The 20,325-nt window shown below is 39.6% G+C and carries 21 protein-coding genes; 10 read left to right on the forward strand and 11 right to left on the reverse strand.

Features of this window, described 5'->3' with window-relative positions:
• Positions 1-108: 108 nt before the first annotated feature.
• From VH441_RS03785 to VH441_RS03800, 4 genes are all read left to right on the forward strand, one after another.
• Positions 109-906, forward strand: coding sequence for an enoyl-CoA hydratase/isomerase family protein (locus VH441_RS03785; protein WP_434354151.1), 798 nt, complete (start codon positions 109-111; stop codon positions 904-906).
• Positions 907-1,006: 100 nt separating this feature from the next.
• Positions 1,007-2,191: an OmpA family protein gene (locus VH441_RS03790; protein WP_434354152.1), complete on the forward strand. Its 1,185-nt coding sequence runs from the start codon at positions 1,007-1,009 to the stop codon at positions 2,189-2,191.
• A 198-nt stretch (positions 2,192-2,389) separates the two neighbouring features.
• Positions 2,390-5,365 carry a DNA polymerase I gene (gene polA, locus VH441_RS03795; RefSeq protein WP_434354153.1) on the forward strand — a complete coding sequence of 992 codons (2,976 nt, stop codon included), beginning with the start codon at positions 2,390-2,392 and terminating at the stop codon, positions 5,363-5,365.
• A 146-nt stretch (positions 5,366-5,511) separates the two neighbouring features.
• The gene (locus tag VH441_RS03800; RefSeq protein ID WP_434354154.1) at positions 5,512-6,015 is read left to right on the forward strand and encodes a hypothetical protein; all 504 of its coding nucleotides are present in this window, start codon (positions 5,512-5,514) and stop codon (positions 6,013-6,015) included.
• 444 nt (positions 6,016-6,459) lie between these two features.
• Here the strand turns inward: VH441_RS03800 and VH441_RS03805 are convergent, their stop codons facing one another.
• The 8 genes from VH441_RS03805 to mscL all read right to left on the reverse strand — a co-directional run bounded on the left by VH441_RS03805 (position 6,460) and on the right by mscL (position 11,807).
• Entirely contained in the window at positions 6,460-6,747 is a 288-nt protein-coding gene (locus VH441_RS03805; RefSeq protein WP_434354155.1) for a barstar family protein, read from the reverse strand.
• Between the two features lie 232 nt (positions 6,748-6,979).
• Complete coding sequence (locus tag VH441_RS03810; protein WP_434354156.1) at positions 6,980-7,423, reverse strand: hypothetical protein; 444 nt, start codon at positions 7,421-7,423, stop codon at positions 6,980-6,982.
• Complete coding sequence (locus tag VH441_RS03815; RefSeq protein WP_434354353.1) at positions 7,420-7,554, reverse strand: ribonuclease domain-containing protein; 135 nt, start codon at positions 7,552-7,554, stop codon at positions 7,420-7,422. Before VH441_RS03815 ends, VH441_RS03810 begins: the two co-directional genes overlap by 4 nt.
• A 119-nt stretch (positions 7,555-7,673) precedes the next feature.
• Positions 7,674-7,796 (reverse strand): hypothetical protein, encoded by a 123-nt coding sequence (locus VH441_RS03820; RefSeq protein WP_434354354.1) that lies wholly within the window; start codon positions 7,794-7,796, stop codon positions 7,674-7,676.
• 154 nt (positions 7,797-7,950) lie between these two features.
• Positions 7,951-8,280, reverse strand: a complete 330-nt coding sequence (locus VH441_RS03825; protein WP_434354157.1) for a hypothetical protein — start codon at positions 8,278-8,280, stop codon at positions 7,951-7,953.
• A 315-nt stretch (positions 8,281-8,595) separates the two neighbouring features.
• Positions 8,596-9,219: a hypothetical protein gene (locus VH441_RS03830; protein ID WP_434354158.1), complete on the reverse strand. Its 624-nt coding sequence runs from the start codon at positions 9,217-9,219 to the stop codon at positions 8,596-8,598.
• A gap of 443 nt (positions 9,220-9,662) precedes the next feature.
• Complete coding sequence (locus VH441_RS03835) at positions 9,663-11,222, reverse strand: DEAD/DEAH box helicase (RefSeq protein ID WP_434354159.1); 1,560 nt, start codon at positions 11,220-11,222, stop codon at positions 9,663-9,665.
• Between the two features lie 162 nt (positions 11,223-11,384).
• Positions 11,385-11,807, reverse strand: a complete 423-nt coding sequence (mscL, locus tag VH441_RS03840) for a large conductance mechanosensitive channel protein MscL (RefSeq protein WP_434354160.1) — start codon at positions 11,805-11,807, stop codon at positions 11,385-11,387.
• 260 nt (positions 11,808-12,067) lie between these two features.
• Between mscL and VH441_RS03845 the strand changes: the two genes are divergently transcribed.
• Complete coding sequence (locus tag VH441_RS03845) at positions 12,068-12,865, forward strand: SDR family oxidoreductase (RefSeq protein ID WP_434354161.1); 798 nt, start codon at positions 12,068-12,070, stop codon at positions 12,863-12,865.
• A gap of 143 nt (positions 12,866-13,008) precedes the next feature.
• Here VH441_RS03845 and VH441_RS03850 read toward each other — a convergent pair whose 3' ends face one another.
• Positions 13,009-14,367, reverse strand: coding sequence for a right-handed parallel beta-helix repeat-containing protein (locus VH441_RS03850; RefSeq protein ID WP_434354162.1), 1,359 nt, complete (start codon positions 14,365-14,367; stop codon positions 13,009-13,011).
• Between the two features lie 237 nt (positions 14,368-14,604).
• Entirely contained in the window at positions 14,605-15,642 is a 1,038-nt protein-coding gene (hemH, locus tag VH441_RS03855; RefSeq protein WP_434354163.1) for a ferrochelatase, read from the reverse strand.
• Positions 15,643-15,854: 212 nt separating this feature from the next.
• On the opposite strand from hemH, the gene VH441_RS03860 reads away from it, so the two are divergent.
• Together VH441_RS03860 and fdxA are read left to right on the forward strand one after the other, a co-directional pair.
• Positions 15,855-17,360, forward strand: a complete 1,506-nt coding sequence (locus VH441_RS03860) for a peptidase U32 family protein (protein WP_434354164.1) — start codon at positions 15,855-15,857, stop codon at positions 17,358-17,360.
• Between the two features lie 118 nt (positions 17,361-17,478).
• Positions 17,479-17,802: a ferredoxin FdxA gene (fdxA, locus tag VH441_RS03865; protein ID WP_434354165.1), complete on the forward strand. Its 324-nt coding sequence runs from the start codon at positions 17,479-17,481 to the stop codon at positions 17,800-17,802.
• Between the two features lie 96 nt (positions 17,803-17,898).
• Here the strand turns inward: fdxA and VH441_RS03870 are convergent, their stop codons facing one another.
• Positions 17,899-18,786 carry a PHP domain-containing protein gene (locus tag VH441_RS03870; protein WP_434354166.1) on the reverse strand — a complete coding sequence of 296 codons (888 nt, stop codon included), beginning with the start codon at positions 18,784-18,786 and terminating at the stop codon, positions 17,899-17,901.
• A gap of 196 nt (positions 18,787-18,982) precedes the next feature.
• On the opposite strand from VH441_RS03870, the gene ispZ reads away from it, so the two are divergent.
• The 3 genes from ispZ to VH441_RS03885 are packed head-to-tail and all read left to right on the forward strand — an operon-like array spanning position 18,983 to position 20,299.
• Complete coding sequence (gene ispZ, locus VH441_RS03875; RefSeq protein WP_434354167.1) at positions 18,983-19,534, forward strand: septation protein IspZ; 552 nt, start codon at positions 18,983-18,985, stop codon at positions 19,532-19,534.
• A 10-nt stretch (positions 19,535-19,544) separates the two neighbouring features.
• Entirely contained in the window at positions 19,545-19,856 is a 312-nt protein-coding gene (locus VH441_RS03880) for a YciI family protein (protein WP_434354168.1), read from the forward strand.
• An 11-nt stretch (positions 19,857-19,867) separates the two neighbouring features.
• The gene (locus VH441_RS03885) at positions 19,868-20,299 is read left to right on the forward strand and encodes a hypothetical protein (protein ID WP_434354169.1); all 432 of its coding nucleotides are present in this window, start codon (positions 19,868-19,870) and stop codon (positions 20,297-20,299) included.
• Positions 20,300-20,325: the final 26 nt, after the last annotated feature.

Raw genomic sequence — 20,325 nt, forward strand, 5'->3', positions numbered from 1 at the left:
GGTACATAATTAACGACATAGCGTTAGTACCGTTGGCATGTATTAAAAAATAGTTTTTTTGGGCAATTCATTAATCTACTCATTCATATATCACAAAGGAGTTCAAATATGACTGATAATACCAAAGCAACCTATGCCGTTAGCAACCACATTGCTACGATTACCCTAAACGACCCAAAAAGCTTAAATGCTCTAGGTACTGAGCTATCAATCGACATGTTAGCCGCCATTGATCAAGCAGAAGCAGATGACTCAGTTCGTGTCATCATTTTGCAAGGCTCTCATGGCAATTTTTCAAGTGGTGGTCATATTAAAGAAATGTTATCAGTTGGCATGGAGCCAGAAGCATTATCAGCAAAATTAGAAGCAATGGTTGCTGGCGCAGGTGAAATTAGCCGACGTATTAGAGGGTTAGAAAAACCAATTATTGCCAAATTACAAGGCGCGGTTGCTGGCGCTGGCTTTAACCTTGCATTAAGTTGTGATTTTCGTGTTGCTAGTGAAGATGCTAAATTCATCCAGTCATTTATTCATATTGGCCTAATCCCAGATGCTGGCGGTATTTATTTATTAAGTAAACTTATTGGGTCATCTAAAGCAACCGAATTTGCCATGCTTGGCGATACCGTCACCGCGCAACAAGCAGCCGATTTAAATCTATTGTATAAAGTAGTACCACTCGAGCAACTTGATGAAACAGCCGAGAAGTTAGCCGCGCGTTTGGTTCAAATGCCTGCTACTGCTCTAGCAACCATTAAACAAATGACCAATCAAGTTGCGATTTCTGGCTTAAGCCGTGCATTAGATATGGAAACCCAACATCAAGCCATGCTTGCCAAAACTGATGATTTTAAAGAGGGCGTTACCGCCTTTGTTGAAAAACGTAAACCTAACTATGTAAAATAGTTGGGTAAAACAAACTTGTAACAAAGCAGTTTTAGCCATTAAAAAATGACGACAATATTTAACAGCCACAAACTTGCTAACTATCAATAGGATGACTATCATGAAAAAGTTACTGTTACCCCTACTCGTTGCCAGCAGCCTTACCACACTTACCGCTTGTGGTGACTGCCAAGCACCAACCAATGCCGATGGCAACTCATCTTGCCCATTAGACAAAAAGCATGCAAAAGATAATATGGCTGCCAACAAACCAAACTCTAATAGCGATAACCTAGATAAAGCAAAAGCAGGTGCGTTAGCAGGTGTTGGTGCTTTAGCCATGGGCGGTTTTGACTGGAACGGCATTAACACCAGTGCTGCCAATATTGGTGACATCATGGATTTTGGCTTACCAGAAGGTATGAAAATCAAATTACCAGAAGGTGCAGACGCGGGTCAAACCGTTAGCAAAGTTTGGGAGACAACCAAACTTAACCTATTTGATGGCAAACAAATTGTTACCGAAACTGGTAAGTTAGACTATTTAGACGTTGTCATGAAACAAGATGGCACGACCTTTGATAAAGCCGCTTTTGACAAAAATGTGGGCGACTACATGAATAAAATTGGTGCGGTTGAATTGTTTAACAACGTTGTACCAACAGAAGTAAGTGAACAAGTTAATAGTCTAGATGGCATGGATATCCAAAGCTATATGGCTGGTGATTTTGCCGAGCGCACTGTACGCCAATTTGCCGTTAACCATGCTGATGGTAAACGTATTTACCAAGTAATGAGTGATGATAGCCATGGTGAAATTGGCATTTTGTCCGTCAATAACCCAGCTAAGGCTGATGCCAACCAAGCAGATGCCACGACAGCTAAAGTAACAGATGATGTTGCACAACAAGATGCCACCAACAGCACACAACCAAGCGAGTCAGAAGCCCCTAAAGCCACGCTTGATGACACCCAAAAATTGGTATTAAACATCAACTTTGACACAGCAAAGGCAACGGTTCGTAAAGACAGTATGGATGATGTTGAGCAGTTATTTGCTCTGTTAACGGACAACCCAGAGCTAAAACTTAGTATTGAAGGGCATACCGATAACACTGGTGATAGCCAGATGAACAAAACCTTATCTCAGCAACGTGCCGAAACCGTCATGGCAACGTTAATAGACAAAGGTATTGATGCAAATCGCTTAAAAGCCGTTGGTTTTGGTGATACCAAACCTATAGTAGCTAATGACAATGCCGAAAACAAAGCCAAAAACCGCCGTGTAGAAGCGGTACAGTTTTAACTACTCGCTTTAAGCTAAATTTTATTGTTGCTATACACCTAAACCCTGCTTTATAGTGGGGTTTATCTTTTAATAGATAATCAGTAAATAATAAATAATCAGTAAAACTCTACCCAAAACTTAACCATTAATCGTTATAATAATTAACCAATCTATTTTTAAAATATTTTTCAAAAGACGACTTTTCAAGACAAAATTATGAGCAATCCCACTCCTACCCAAACTCATACCGCTATCGACCCAACCATCCTGCCCGACTTTGATACCATGCCAAACGTCGCCTTGATGGATACCAACCATGTGGATAGAAATGACCCACCGTTTATCCTTGTTGATGGTTCTTACTATTTATTCCGTACTTATCATGCCCTACCAGAGATGACCACCAGCAAGGGGTTGCACACCAATGCCATCAAGGGCACGCTCAATGCCTTACATAAGCTGATGCGTCGCTATCACCCTACACACATGGCAGTGGCGTTTGATACAAAGTCGCCTACCTTTCGCCATGTGATATCTGAGCTATATAAAGGTGACCGCCCGCCGATGGATGAGGAGTTAGTACAACAACTGCCTTATATTCATAAGCTGGTTGAGGCATTGGGCATTCCCATGTTGCGTATCGAAGGGGCTGAAGCAGATGACATTATAGGGACGCTTGCCCACCGTGCAGTTGAGCAAGGTCATCATGTGGTTATCTCTACAGGGGACAAAGACATGGCACAGCTGGTCAATGGTGCCGTGGTGCTAGAAGACAGCTTTAAAGGCGTGGTTACTGATGTGCAAGGCGTGCATGAAAAGTTTGAGGTTGCTCCAGAGCAAATCATTGATTATCTAACCCTGATGGGCGATGCCTCAGACGGTATCAAAGGTGTGCCAAAAGTCGGTAAAAAAACAGCGGTTAAACTGCTAAAAGAATATGGCTCACTGGATAATATCCTTACCAATGCACCCAACATAAAAGGTGTGGTGGGTAAAAACCTTGTAGAATTTGCTGATAATACCGTCACGGATAAACAGATGGCGACCATTGTCACCAATATGAACATCGGCACCAATTGGGAAGCGTTAAGAATCAATACCGACCCAACCGCACATATTGACGAGTTGCGTGCGTTATATACCGAGCTTGAGTTTAGAAAAGACTTGGACTCGCTAAATCACCCAAACCACCCTGCTAATGCTCAAGCTAATGGATTCCCTACCTCTTCTACAGAGCAAACAGCAACGGTGACGAATGAAGATAAAGACACACCAAACGCATGGCACACGGTTCTTGAGCGGCCTGCATTTGATACTTTGGTAGCACGTCTTGCGTCTGCCCCGTATTTTGCCTTTGATACCGAAACCACCAGCCTAAACTGGCGTGAAGCGGAAATCGTTGGCGTGTCAGTGGCACTAGAAACCAACGAAGCCTATTACATTCCACTGGCTCATGGACTTACCAAAAAAGGCGAAGAGGCAACCCTAGCACTAGAAGAACAAACAGACCCATTAATTGCCAAACAACTCGACCGTGAGGCTGTGCTTGCAAGGCTTAAACCGATTTTAGAAAATCCAAACATCGGTAAAGTAGGACAACACTTTAAATACGACTCGCACGTGTTAAGTAACTATGACATTGAGCTAAACGGCTGGCAGTCTGATACCATGCTCGCCTCCTACGTGCTCAACGCTGCTGCGACTCGCCACGGTATGGACGCACTTGCCAAACATTACCTAAACAAAGATACCATCAAATATGAAGACATAGCAGGCAAAGGCGCGAAACAAGTCACCTTTGACAAAGTGGCAATCGACATTGCCAGTGATTATGCCTGTGAAGATGCCGACATTACCTTACAGTTGCATGAGCTGTTTAGCCAACAGTTAAGACAGGATAACAATAATACCCGCCTGCTTACACAATTAGAAATCCCTACCGCTCAAATCCTAACCAAAATGGAAGCCAACGGCATTTTAATTAATCGGGCGTTTTTGGCTGAGTTGTCTGAGCGATTTGACCACGAAATCAATGCCCTTGAACAACAGGCGTATGACATCGTTGGTGAGACATTTAACTTAAGCTCACCAAAACAACTTGGGGTGATTTTATTTGAAAAAATGGGCATTGCAGGCGGTAAAAAGACCAAATCAGGGCAATACTCTACTTCAGAGTCAGTCCTTGCTAAGATTGACCACCCACTTGTCGAAATTGTACTGGAATACCGCAGTTTATCTAAGTTAAAAAGCACCTATACCGATGCTCTTGCCAAAGTTGCCGATGGCACAACCGACCGTGTACATACCAGCTACCATCAAGCGTTGACCAGTACAGGGCGTTTGTCGTCTACTGACCCAAACTTACAAAACATCCCCATCCGCACGGCAACAGGTCGCCTAATACGTCAAGCTTTTATCGCACCAGAGCCAAGCAAACAGCCTACACAATGCACTGCCAAACGCATCATCATGGCGGCGGACTACTCACAAATAGAACTTAGGCTGATGGCTCATTTCTCAGGTGATGAAAACTTGATTGCCGCCTTTAACCAAGGCTTGGACATTCATAAAGCCACCGCCGCCGAAGTGTTGGGTAAGGACATCAACGAGGTGAGCAAAGAAGAACGACGCAATGCCAAGGCAATTAACTTTGGTTTGCTGTATGGCATGAGCCAGTTTGGACTTGCCAAACAGCTTGGGTTGTCTCGCACTGAGGCTCAGGACTATATTAATCTGTACTTTGCCCGTTATCCTAAGGTCAAAGACTACATGAGCAACACCCGTGCCAGTGCCTATGATTATGGTTATGTAGAAACCATTTTAGGGCGTAAGCTGTATACGCCAGATATCCAAAGCAGTAATCGTATGGTCAAGCAAGGGGCTGAGCGTGCGGCGATTAATGCCCCACTACAAGGCAGTGCAGCAGATATTATCAAGCTGGCGATGATTGCGGTGGATAAGGCTTTAACGGATAATGGCTTTGATGACCATGCCAAGATGCTATTACAGGTGCATGATGAGCTGGTGTTTGAGGTCGATGAAGATAAGGCTGATGAAATTGGTACACTGATTCAAACTGCCATGCAAAATGTATTGACAAATACAGCGACAGACTTAGGCTGGCAGGTTGATTTTGCTGTGCCTTTGTTGGTGGAAGTAGATAAAGGTGAAAATTGGGATGAGGCTCATTGATATTTACAACTAATAAGCTGAACCATTTCAAATCAAATAAATATAACACTTACGTATCTAAATAAACATTTATTTAAAATGTTAATAGATTATAAAACAAGCAAGCGTAGGCTGGTCTTATATCATATTACGTTAGAGAGTTTACTATGAAAAAAGCATTAATAACCATGCTGGCTTTAAGTTTGACAGGTTGTGGTATTACTGGTTATATGCAATTGTGGTCTGATTTAGGCTCAGATAAGACCCATGTGTCTAATCAAGATAACCGTTGTATTGAAAATATTAAGCCATTAATTTTATGGCATGGTCATAAAGTTCATATATACCAAAAATATTTTATTACTCCTACGTCAGTTGCTGATGAACGAATACGAACCCATAAAAAAACAGATACAATTGATGTGGGCACTAAGTTTAGAGTTAACAGGGTCTATGAAGGTTATAAAGACTATTGGAGGTTACGAGTAAATGTGGAGTTTTTACAAGGCAAAAATACAGGAATTATTTCTGAATTATCAGGTTTCATTTATCCTCCAAATACACCTTTATTTACTTATTATAATCAGGGAGAAAGAATTACTAAAAGTGAAGATTTAGCAGCAAATACGGTAACTTTTAATCCTGAGTTTTTTAAATATTGTGATGAGTAATTGAAGGTAATGTTATCTACGTAGCAAGTAGTAGGGTGCGTTCCACGCACCATTTTATACAACCAAACCAAATTAAATAAAGATTTTTATGATTAATATCATGTATCTATAAACATAATAAAATCAATATCGTGTCATCTTTCAGTGCGTGGAACGCACCCTACGCACTGTGTTAATTTTTTTTATAAGCTTTGCGAAATTGTTCTATATGTTTGGTAAGTAGTTGTGATTTTCTATCATACAGGTTTATGGTAATAAAGTAACATCCACCTTTGGTTTTGTCTCATATTTAGGTTCGCATGCGCTGATTTATCGTTTGATTTTATGTTTATAGGCTTTGTTCATAATATCGTTTTTATTTGAACATAACAATTTGCTGGGCAAGATGCCCAGCCTACGTTCTCTGGCTTGATTTTGATAATGGTATCTACGCTCGCTTAGACATCATGGAATAATCTCATAAGTAAATTTATCTACCCAATTGAATTGTTCATCTTGTTTTTTAGTTTTTTTGAACACTTTAATTATATCATCAAAAGTATCTATGTTTTTTCTTGACACATCTGCGTTTATCCAAGTGATGTGAACAGGTCTTTCAACATTAGCACTTAATGTGTCCCATAAAGCATCCAGATTTTTTCCATAATATTTTTGTATATCAAATACTTTTGCAATTTTATCGTGAAAACCCTGTTCAGTTAAGATTTTTTTTCCATCTAGTACAATATTCATAATTACTTCCAAGTTCCTATAGCTGTTGCTGATTTGTAATGATAGTTTGTGATATATAACAAACCATCATTAGAATAGTTAAGTACCAATAGGCTGGGCTTATAGCCCAGCAGATTATAAAACTAAAAAATCAATACAAACAAACTTTAGAAAAATAACGGATTGAAATATTCGTAAAGTTATACATCCCCTACAAAATAGCTGGGCAAGATGCCCAGCCTTATATTCCTTACTAATTCATAATTAGATAAATATTAGGTGGCGACTCATACATAGCATCAAAAAAATTAGCTTCTTTTAAATTCATTGTTTGCCATTGCACAACTTCACACATCTGTGCTGTAAGGCTGGTTAAGTATGAATCATTTAATACTAATAAAACTTTTTGAGAAAAAACTGGATACTTATTAACAAACTCTAACCAGCCTACAATATATACATCTTTCCAATTATTCCATTGTTCTATAAACCAATCAGAAACAATATCATGTAAAGCGTCTAGGTTTTTTCCTATTTGAATGTCCGTACTATAACTGGCTCTAAGATTATTGCCAATAGCTATTAAAAAATCATCTTCTAGCTTACATTGTTTCAGGTTAATAATTATATTATCTGAGTTCTCAGACCGTTTTTGACCAAATTGATTCCAGCTTTCTTTATTTTCAAAGACAATCATTTTATTCTTCCAAATGAGTCATAATGAGTACCTGTATAATACATTCTGCCGTCACTACCGACAACGATTCTGTCTGTACCTGCACCTAAACCATCTCTTACATTTTGAATGTCATATTCTTTATAGGTTATTTTATGACCCGATTTAGTTACAGTACCAGTAGGCTGGGCTTTTAGCCCAGAAGATTATAAAACTAAAAAATCAATACAAACAAACTTTAGAAAAATAACGGATTGAAATATTCGTAAAGTTATAAACCCCTTACAAAATAGCTGGGCAAAATGCCCAGCCTACGCTTGCTAGCACCAATGGAATTATTCACATCCGCTCTACCAATATTGGTTACATTATCCGCATAATAGCCACCCACCACTTGGTCGGGGTTATGTAGACCCAAGTAGGGTGCGTTTCACGCACCATTTTATACAAAAAAGCCAAATTAAATAAAGATTTTTATTATTAATATCATGTATTTATAAACATAATAAAATCAACATCGTGTCATCTTTCAGTGCGTGGAACGTACCCTAAGCACTTCTCCTATAGAATTCTATAAAAACATCATGTTTGTCAGGGCAAGTACGGAAGAATTCTACTTGAGAAGTAGAAAATATCTTGCTATTGATGTTATAATCATTTTGTATTGAACTTGCTTCTAAAAAATTATCAATTAATAATGAGAACTCAAACATTATTTCATCTCTTATAACTTCTTCATCTTCATGACTTTTATCATTTAGGATAAAATACAGGGATATTTGTTTACCATTCATAGAAAAATAAATTCTCTTGAAGTTATCATTTATCTCACCCAAACAAGCTTGCGATAACAAAAAACACACATGAAAAAAATCCATAATCAGCTCCTATTTCACTGGCACTATACTAACTTTCTTAGGCTTATAGCCCAGCAATATCATTGCCTAACCAACAATACCTAATCGTATTCTAAATCCATTATAGTTAATATACCATCATTACCCCAGTCAGATGAATAAAGACCTTTTTCAATATAGCAAACGCCTCCAACATTGTTATGCTATGTGCCTTTACTTTTGTTCAATATTATTCTATCAGGGCTATTTTGGCATCTGTTTTTGCGGGGGCTGTTGTGGTGGTTTAGGTTAGTTGTACTGGGCAAGATGCCCAGCCTACGGTTCCTTTTCAATAAATCAAATTAAATGCAGGTATTTATTGATTATATATTCATATACATGTTTTTTATCAAACATTGTAATCTCTACTTTAGCAGTGCCACGCTCCCAAAATAAAACTTGCCACTCTGTTTCACTTATTTTTTTTATACTTTCACAATCATTTCGTGTTTGAAAATCACCATAAAACCAATCTTCAATTTTACCAGTGATAGACTCTTGGTTAATTACAACTTCCTTAAAAACTTCTCGAATCTCATTGATACGTCCAACAAAATCTTGATACGTCTCTAAAGGATTCAAGAGAATTGCTACTGCCTCTTCAAAGTTTTTAGTTTCTCGATACCAGCCCTTTGTTGGATATGAATCTAGATTTACTGACAGTAATTTTTTTGATTTGTTGCGGTATTGATCAAATAAAACCTGTAAATCAAAAAAGTCTGGATGATATGTACTGATAGATATATGCTTACCAGAATCAATTTTATAAATTCTAGATTCATCGCCAAAAGATTCAATCGTGATGCCAGATTCAGACTTTAATGGATAGAGTGTATTACCTACTCTGTCTAAATCAATATTAAATTCTGTATAAAAAAAACGACGATACTTATTCATTTTTTCCAATCTATCATTGTTCATCTATGTTGGTTCTATACGTTTATAAAATGAGAAGTTATGTGCATCATACTGTAACTTACCACGCCCATACAAACCAGCAAACATGTAGAGTTTTATTTAAAACTAACCAAAAGAAATTTTTACCCAATTATCAAGCGCCAACTTAGGTCGTGTTAACAAGGTACGAGCTTAACACGACAAAATTCTAGTCAGTAAAAAAACACTTAGTTAAGAAAAAACCAGATGCTGACATAGCCCTGATTGCAGCGGTTATACTGCCTGATTTGGTGGGTTGCAAAGGCTAGGTTTTGGCGGGGCGACGCGGTGAGCAAGCGACACGCCAAACCGTGCCACTGCCCCACAAAAACAGGTAGATAATAGCGAAAAGCAGGTTTTCGCTACAAAATAACGACTTTTAAAAACTAAATAACACCTAAAAATAACATCAAAACACAATGTTAAAATTAATGTTTTGGCTTACCCTTTTTAAAGCCCTTAACCATTTTACTGGTTTTACCAAAAACCTCTTCTTTCACACCAGTACGCTTAACTGGCTTGCCCATTGGTTTGGCATTACGGTTAGTACGCTTTAAGTTTGGTTTAGGTACTTTTTTATGCTGCTTACCCTCGCCAACGCCTTCACCAAACTTGTCTGCACGCTCTGCCCCAAAACGCTTGCCTTTTCTTCTTTTTGCTTTGGTTGGGTCATAATCAAAGCCACGGTTTCGTCCATTTTTGCCATTACCTCTTGGTTTACCATTTCTACCGCCTGCTTTACCACCTCGGCTATTGCGTTCACGCTTGGCAATATAAGGTTTTGGCTCCATACCATTAACTTCATGCACCTCAAAGGTTTGCTCTAAAAAGTGTTGCAACTCAATTAAACGGCTACGCTCGACATGGGTGGCAACCGTAATTGCCTTGCCTTGCTTGCCTGCACGCCCTGTGCGCCCAATGCGATGCACATAGTCTTCGTTTTTCATGGGTACGCCATAGTTAAACACATGGCTGATGGTTGGCACATCCAGCCCACGTGCGGCAACATCGGTGGCAACTAAAATTTTAACCTTACCACTACGCAGTTTTTTAAGTTGCTTCATACGCAAATGCTGTTGCATGCCACCGTGCAAATCAACAACATCATAGCCCTTTTTGCGTAAATCAAACGCCAAGCGTTCGGTTTCTACCTTGGTTGGGGCAAATACTACCGCTTGCTCTATCGGCTCATTGCGTAACCAATGCATCAGCAAGGATTGCTTATGCATTTCATCATCTGCCCAATAAAGTGACTGTGTGATGTCGGCATGTTTGTCTTGCGTGTTAGCCAGCTCAATGCGCTCAGGGTTGTTCATTAATTTGCTACCAAGGCGCACAATCTCGTCTGCAAATGTGGCAGAAAACAGCAGGGTTTGCTCTCTATTTGCCGAAAACTGAGCAATTTTGGCAAGGGCTTCACTAAAGCCGAGGTCAAGCATTCTGTCGGCTTCGTCCAGCACTAGGTGGGTAACATAGTCGAGCGAGATGTTGTTTTTGCTTTGTAAATCTAGCAAACGCCCAGGGGTGGCAATCACCACCTGTGCCCCTTTAAGCCCAGCAATTTGTTTTGGGTAAGACATCCCACCAACAACGCTGGCAATACGAACGCCTTGTGTTTTTTTAATTAAATTAACGGCATCTTGAAACACCTGTTGCACAAGCTCCCTTGTTGGGCAAATTACCAAAACTTGCGGACGTGATTTTTTATGGCGGCTATGCTCTGGTGGTAAGGTGTTGATAACATTTGCCAAACACGGCAACAAAAAGGCAATGGTTTTACCACTACCCGTTTGGGCAGATACCATCAAATCCTTGCCTGCTAACGCTTGGTTTAAGGTTTGCTCTTGTACTTGTGTTGGGCTATTAAAACCCATGTCATCCAGTGCTGCTAATAAAGGCTCAGGTAACTGATAATCAGCAAACTTTGTTGTATTTGCTGATTGATCAACATCGTTGTTTTGAGGGTTGCTTGTTGTTTGGTTAGGCATTTAGGTTAAACTCGCTTATATGTGTATGCAGTTGAGGAGGGTAATTTTGAGTCGGTACAATACCGATTAAAGTTGATTAAAAAAGATAAAAAGCAAAAGCCCTCATCCTAAAGATAAGGGCTTTTGCTCTATATAGCAAATTATACGCTGTAATTGTATCAATTACTTGCTAAGTTTTTCGCTAATTTCACGCAGTAGTACCACTTCTTCACTTGGCTCTGCTGGTGCTTCTTCATCAGCGGCACGCATTTTGTTCATTGAACGTACCATCATAAAGATGATAAACGCTAAAATAACAAAATTGATAAGTACAGTAATAAAGTTACCATAAGCAAGCATTGGCACACCGGCTTCTTTAAGTGCTTCATAAGTCATGGCTGTGCCTTCTGGTACGTCACCCAACACAGTAAACATGTTAGCAAAATCTAAATCACCGCCCATCACAGCAGATACAAGCGGCATGATGATGTCTTCTACCAATGACGTTGTAATTGTGCCAAACGCAGCACCAATAATCATACCAACAGCTAAGTCGATAACACTACCATTTGCAGCAAAGTCTTTAAACTCTGACATTAAACTCATGATTGTTTCCTCAAATAATTTATTTATAGATAGTTTTGAATTAAAAATTTAGTAAACTCAGCATCGGATTTTATAGCAAAAAACGGCAAAAGTCATGTGTTTTTTTGTATTGCATTAACTCTTAACCCATTGTATTTATAGGGATTTAACTTTTATGAACTCGGTACACATAAAAAAGTAAGGTAAACTATAAACGATTTTTTTATAATAAAAATGTATATTAACTTTAGTTTATGTTACTCATTTAAAAGGATATTGAAATGACCAAGCTTACTATTATGATTACCGGCGCTAGCCGTGGTATTGGGCTGGCGACGGCAAAAAAACTTGCTAAACAAGGGCATAGTTTAGCACTGTTTGATATAGATACAGACACTTTAGGCAGTGCGTTAACCGATAAAGTTTTTAAAAAAGCGCATAAAGCCAAACGTATTGTACAAGGGCATTTAGATGTGACTAGCCCAGAAGATTGGGATAGCGCATTAGAACACACCGTAGAGCACCTTGGTGGTATTGATGTGCTCATTAATAACGCTGGCATTTTGGTATCTGGCGAACTACCCAAAACAGAGCTAGAACAACAGCTAAAACTGGTAGATATTAATTGTAATGGCGTGCTCATTGGTTGCCATAAAGCTGCCCAACGTTTAAAAGGCGATAAATACAGTAAAATTATTAATCTGTCATCTGCTTCTGCCATTTATGGGCAGTCAGAAATTGCACCCTACTCTGCAAGCAAGTTTTTTGTACGTGGTTTAACTGAAGCATTAAATATAGAATATGCTGCACTGGGTATTAAAGTGGTAGATGTGATGCCATTGTGGGTTAATAGTAACCTGACCAAAGGGGTTGAAGTAACCAGCATTAAACGCTTAGGCATTAACCTAAAACCAGAAGATGTGGCAAACACCATTAACAAGCTGGTAAGCAAACCCAATAATAGAGTCAACAAGCCACACTATGCGGTTGGTATGCCAGCTAAGTTGCTTAACAGTGTTGCTCAGGTTAGCCCAGAGTTTTTAGTGCGTAGTATTAATAAAATGGTGGGTGTTAAATAGCCAAGGTAATATTAGTGAGTCGCACCGCTTGTTAATAGCATAACGGCTATCATCAAAAGTTATTATCAAAAAACAAAAGCCTCATTTAATTTTGAGGCTTTTTTATTTAAAAAAATAGCAAACGCACATTAACGCTTACCAAACTAATGTATAACCTGAGTTAATGGTTGGCTCGCTTTGGTTATGGATATTTGCTCACTGATTGGTTTGCTGGCAGAAAAAACATTACCGATAATCTTTGTATTTTTAACAGCGCCACGCTCGGTTTGCTCTCTTATTTTTGAGCCAATCGAAATCGGATGCCCCATGGCTTTGCTAAAATCATTATCTTTAATTAAGGTGCCATCATCTTCTACCACCACGCTTTTATCAGCATTAACAAAACGGTTGTTTATAATTTGATTATCCTTAGCACTGTCGTGATGATAACTTGTGGTGGCAGAGTCACTAATCACATATGCCCCACAGCCAAACCCTTTTAGGTTGCGTGATTGGCGTGCTGCAACCCATACGCCCACTGGTTCATCTAAAAATAAATTGTTTTTGATAATATTGTTTTTGCTAGATTGCGTACGCTTAAAATGGTTGCTGCGTGTTTTGTCATTGGCATGCTCAAAACAGTTGCGGTACAACAAAATCCCTCCTGCCCCATTATGGATAAATTGATTACCGGTAATAATGTTGCCTGCAGAGGAGTCAATCGCAATTGCCTCACGATTGGGTTTAAAAATACGAAAGCCGTTATCAACAAATACCGAGTCTTCCACACGATTGTGTTGTGTGCCAAACTCAAAATAAAGCCCTACCGTGCCCGATGCCCTGACTAACAGCTTGCTAAAATGCACATTGTGGCTATGGTCACCCACAAAAATGCCACTATTTTTTGAGCCATTTGAGCTAACATTAATAATGTTGATATCGTAAGGGGCAAAAACTTTATTATCTCTTGTGCTTGTCACCCCTTTTAAATATCGACTATTGGGGTTGGTATGCTGGCGGATATGTAAAGCATGCCCATACCCTTGCACATGACAATTGGCAACCGTGATGTTACTAATCGCCTTATTGGTTTTTGGGCGTATGGTGATGGCACTGGCATTATTAGTGTCTTTGCTATTTTGGCTTAGCTTAGCGCCTTGGCAATCAAGCGAGGTATTGCTGGTATCTAACAAAAATTTAACCGACTTGCCCGTTAGGTCACATTGGGCAGAAAGTTTGGTATGCCCACTTACAGTAATTGTTTGCCCTTTTTTAATACCACTACAATTTATGGTTTTAGTAGCACTAGGTATTTTGTTTGAGTTTACAACCCGTGTAAAACCAGCCTCGGTTTTTGTTTGCCCGTCATTCATTACAGAAACTTCTACAACGTCATTAATCATTTCTAACTGCGCCGGTGAGCAAGCGGTTAAGGCAAAAAAGCCAAGCATTGACATAAGCAAACCAGCTTGGCTTATCCGCAATTTATAACGGCTTTTAAGGCTGTCAAAATCAATTTGCATCGTCGTATTTACCTAGTAATAGGTGTTGTAGGTATAGATAGTCGGTATAGTTGGCTGCAATCACTCAGCTTAAAGCAGATTTATTTAAATGCAACATAGCGGATGTACGGTATAAACCAAACTAAAGCTTAGTCTATACCCTCTATGTGATACCGTTATCTGAGAAACTTGCAGATTATTGTAACAACCGCTCACTTAGTCAATTCAATGGTAGTATTTGTATAAGCTTACTCAGTTTTATACTGATATATCAATTTTGCCCCACGCATCAATAAGCGGCAAGGTTATCGCTGCCATTAAATCAATATGTGCAGCATCAACATTTAAGGCAGGGATATAATCATAATGTTTGCCACCTGCATTTAAAAAGTTATCACGGTTTTCTACAGCAAGCTCTTCTAGCGTTTCCAAACAGTCGGCAGAAAACGCAGGGCTAATGACCTGAACAGAGTCCACTCCTGCTTTACCCCATTCTTCTAACGTGACATCTGTATAAGGTTTTACCCACTCTTGCGCACCAAATCGAGATTGAAAACTACATTGCCATTCTTCATCGTGCAACCCTAGCCTATCTGCCAGCAGTTTTGCCGTTTGTCGGCATCGGTCGGCATACGGGTCGCCTTTATCCGCATAAGGTTGTGGGATGCCATGAAAACTCATCAAAAGTTTTTGTGGTTTACCATGCTCTGCCTGAAAGGCTCGTACGCTTTCTGCCAACGCACGGATGTATGCTGGGTGGTTATAGTAATCTTTAATAATGGTGATGCCTGGCAAGTTACGGCGTGACTTTGTCCACTGGCTAATCGCATCATAAGCCGCTCCAGTAGAAGTCGAAGAATATTGCGGAAACAATGGCAAAATAATAAACTGCTCTACGCCTTCTGCTTGCAGCTGATCAAAGGTGTGTGTGATGCTGGGGTTGCCATAAGTCATGGCTCGGGTAACCACCACTTGCCCCTCGCCAACTCTTGCATCAATGCGTTGCTGTAACAAGCTGGCCTGTTTGTTTATCAAATGGCGGATGGGCGAGTCTGCTTTTTCATTCGTATCTCCGCCTACACCCCAAATTTCTTTATAGGCAAGTGCCACTCGTTTTGAGCGAATTGGCAATACAAACAGGTTTAAAATAATCTTCCAAATAAACATGGGGATTTCTATGACCCGAGTGTCTGATAAAAATTGACGTAAATAACGACGCACGGCGGATGCGGTTGGCTCATCTGGTGTGCCTAAGTTAAGCAAAATAACCGCTGTTTTGTTTGATTGTTTGCTCATTTTTTTCTCTACATAATTATTGTCAACACTGATAATAGCCTATCATACTTGTTTTTTAAATGCTGATTTATCAATAGTAGATTAATTCCCACTATTTAACTCAACTTTATTTTATTTTGTTAATAAATATCATATAATAGAGGGTTGAAAAAATTTGATGAAGCACACATAAACCCAATAGCCATCGCATTACATTAGCCAAAGGTAAATTAATGAGCACCACTACTCAAACCCAAGTTGTACAAAAATCAGAGCTACTTTGCCCAGCCGGTACGTTTAAAAACATGCAATACGCTTTTGCCTACGGCGCCGATGCCGTTTATGCAGGGCAAGCGCGTTACAGCCTGCGTGTACGTAATAACGACTTTGATGAAGAAAACCTACAAAAAGGCATTGATTACGCCCATAGCCTTGGCAAAAAGTTTTATGTTGTGGTCAATATCCAAGCCCACAACGCCAAGCTAAAAACCTTTATTGAAGACATACGCCCAGTAATAGAGATGAAACCAGATGCCTTGATTATGTCTGACGCTGGCATGATTATGATGGTAAGAGAGCACTTCCCGGAACAGGAGATTCATTTATCGGTACAGGCCAATGCCGTTAACTGGGCAACCGCAAAGTTTTGGCATCAAATGGGTGTTAGCCGTGTCATTGTTTCTCGTGAACTGTCATTAAAAGAGATTGAACAAATTTGCCAAGAAGTCCCAGAAATGGAAATCGAAGTGTTTGTACATGGTGCTTTATGCATGGCTTATTCTGGTCGTTGCTTGTTATCTGGCTACATAAACAAACGTGATGCCAACCAAGGCACTTGTACCAATGCTTGCCGTTGGTCTTACAACACTTATAAAGCCGAAGAAAACGAAACAGGTGATATTGTCCCTGCTGAAAAAACAAATCAGCCTCAAACTTTTGATCCTTCTCAAAACACTAATCAAAAAATTGATACACAAACCATTGCAGAACCATCAGCCATTGAAGGCATGAATGATGACAATGCCAACACACCAATGATGAACCTAAATGGTGAACAAGTAATGGGCGACGATTATGTACAAAAGCCCAGTGACGAAGTGGTATTGCTAGAAGAACAAAACCGCCCTGGTGAGCTAATGGCAATGTATGAAGACGAGCATGGTACTTACATCATGAACTCAAAAGACTTGCGAGCGGTTGAGTTGGTTCCTGATTTGGTAAAAATGGGCGTGCATTCATTAAAAATCGAAGGGCGCACCAAGTCGCATTATTATGTGGCTCGTACTGCTCAGGTTTATCGTAAAGCCATTGATGATGCCTTGGCTGGTAAAGAGTTTGATACCAACCTTATCTCAGCACTTGATGGGTTAGCAAACCGAGGCTATACCGAGGGCTTTTTGCGTCGTCACGTGCATAGTGATTATCAAACCTATGAATACGGCTCTTCAAAAACCGACCACCAGCAATTTGTCGCTGAAGTGATTGAGATAACAGATGCCCGTTTAACGCTTGAGATTAAAAACAAATTAGAAGTGGGTAACACCATTGAAATCATGACTCCAAAAGGTAATTTAACCTATAAACTAACTGAAATGTGGAACAAAAAAGGTGAAGCGATTGAAGCCGGTTTAGGCTCAGGCTGGATAGTACAAATCACCAACCCATTTAAAGAGATGGATAACGACATGTTGCAGTTTGCGTTGGTTATGAAAAACCTTGAAAAAGCAATTTACACCTAATCTATGCGCCTATACTGTCAGTACAACAACGACTGTATATTATGATAGATTGAGATATTTTGCTAAACAGCGTAAAATACGCTCTTTTTAAACTCAAAATGAGGGAGTAGCTGCCGCCATGACCTTTGTTGTAACCGATAACTGTATCAAATGTAAATACACCGACTGTGTAGAAGTTTGCCCTGTTGATTGTTTTTATGAAGGACCAAACTTTTTAGTAATTCATCCAGATGAATGCATTGACTGTGCATTATGTGAGCCGGAGTGTCCTGCAAATGCTATTTTTTCTGAAGATGAAGTACCCGAAGGGCAAGAAGAATTTATTGACTTAAATGCAGAACTTGCTGAAGAGTGGGAAAACATCACAGAAATGAAAGATAAAATGCCAGAAGCCGATAAATGGGACGGTGTTGAAGGCAAGGTCCAGTATTTAGAGCGTTAAACGTTGTTTTATTAACTTGTTATTTTTTAGCAAGCTAACTACAACTTTGCCTAAAAAAAACCTACTGCTTAAGAGTAGGTTTTTTTTTGCAAGTGTTTAAATAAACTGCTCCCAAACACCAACCTGCTCTGCTCCTTTTTTAGGCACATCTCCTAATCTGCGCCATGGCATACTCGCACCATGAAAATCACTGGCAACCGATACCATCAAATCATGCTGAGCAATGGCTCTATCTATCATTTGTCGTTTGCTAATAGGTTCACAAGTTGCTGGCAACTCACACGCATCGCCGCCCAGTTGTTTAAACGCCTCAATTAACTTACGCACTCGCGTGGCTGATAAATTATAACGTGTTGGATGAGCCAACACCGCCCTGCCACCGCACGCATGAATCAGCTCAATCCCTTTTTGCATAGTGAGTGCATCAATCTTTACATAAGCTGATTTGTTGTCTGCCAAATATTTATCAAACGCTTGTTGAATGGTAGACACAGCCCCAATTGCTTTTAATACTTGCGCAATGTGCGACCGACCAACGGCTTGCGGGTTGCCGTCGGCTTTTGCCAAAATCTTTTGCCATAAATCGTCTTCATTGACATCAAAATCATTGGTTGGCAATATTTGTGCCAATTTTGCCACAATCGCACGCCCTCGGTTTGCACGGCTTTGCTGAAGCTGAGCAAGCGTTTCACTCATTTTGTCCATATCATCAAATCCCAACCCTACAACATGGATGATTTTGGTATGATTTTGATGCTTGCCATAACCACCAGACAATGTATGCTCACAACTAATCTCTACGCCATTAATCAAGGTGATGCCTTGCGCTACCGCTGCAGCTTTTGCTTCATTAATGCCTGCCGTTGTATCATGGTCTGTTAACGCAAGCACCTCAATGCAAGCCTGCCCTGCCTTTTCGACAACTTGAGTAGGGCTAAAAGTACCATCAGAGCAAGTACTGTGGCAGTGTAAGTCAATTTTCATAATTTATTTCTTTTGTAATAGTGAGTTGATTTTTGGTGAATATTTATGTGATTGCTTAACTTTAAAAAACGCTACATTGTTTTTTAACGTTTAGATACCACTTTAATAGTGATTATTATACAAAATTTAGCAATTCACAGTTTAATTTAGCAGTTATGCCGTGTAAACTAACAAATATTTTTAACGATTATTTTTTATGAAACAATTTCTAGATTTTATCCCCCTTATTGCATTTTTTATTGGTGTCAAACAATATGGTGTCATTGCAGGAGCGGGTGCATTACTCGTTGCAACCGTTGTCGTATACGCCATCCATTTTTTCAGTCAAGACAAAAAACTTGATAAACAGCAATGGATCGTATTGATTTTAACCATTGTATTTTGTGGCATTACCATTTTATTTAATGATGAGTACTTTATTAAAATCAAATCGCCTATTATTAATGGCGTTTTTGCTTTAGCCCTAGCTGGTAGTGTATTAATCAATAAACCATTAATGCAAATGGCATTAAAACAAGCATTTACATTAACCGACAGTGGCTGGAAAAAACTAACCCTAGCGTGGGCAGGTTTTTTTGCAATGATGGCAGGTGTGCATTATTACACGGCATTCCACATGTCTCAAGACGCCTGGATAAGTTTTAAAACCTATGGTTGGATTCCGTTTATGCTGGTATTTATGATTGCCCAATTTGCAGTGTTAAGAAAGCATATAAACCATACCATTGTAGATAAAAACAAAAATTAGGAGCTTAGCCATGCCATTATTTGTCATTATTGGACACGACGTGACAGACAGTACTGCCCAGCGTAAAATTACACGCCCAGAACACGTGGCACGTTTAAAAGCGTTACAGGAGCAAGGTCGCCTTGTGATTGCAGGACCAACCCCAATAGAACACAATGATGCAAACATGTCTGGCAGCGTAGTAATTGCAGAGTTTGACTCGTTAGAGGCGGCACAAACTTGGTGTAATGATGAACCGTACTTACGTGATGGCGTGTATAGCCACGTAGAGATTAAGCCATTTATACAAGCCCTACCAACCCCTACCAATAACAATAAATAAAGTTGAGATTCATGCGCAAATTAGCTCTTTTAAGTCTATTAATTGTTGCCTTTAACAATGCCGTTGCTGTCCCTAATAGCCAACCATCTGTTGATGCTAGCCAAAATGGCACAACAGATAATAGTCAAGTCACCCCTCAAACTCAACAAGCGGTTGAGGGGCAAAACACGCCGCAACAACCAACAAACCCTTTAGACAACCCTAACTCGTTTGCTTCACAATATGAGCCAACAAACAACGAGTTTTCTCAGGCTAATCAACAGTTATTAACACGCAATGCCCAATTGCAACACCAAGTGAATGACCTAGAAACACAAGTGAATGTTTTAGTTAATGAGCGCAGTGGGCAATTATTTTTGTATGGGGCATTAACGGTACTTGTCAGTTTATTAACAGGGGTACTGATTACTTGGTTAATCATAGGTCGACGTGAGCGTTGGTAAACAGCCACTACTTTTTGTGCATCAAA

It is taken from the genome of Psychrobacter sp. HD31, assembly GCF_051097895.1.
Taxonomy (GTDB): domain Bacteria; phylum Pseudomonadota; class Gammaproteobacteria; order Pseudomonadales; family Moraxellaceae; genus Psychrobacter.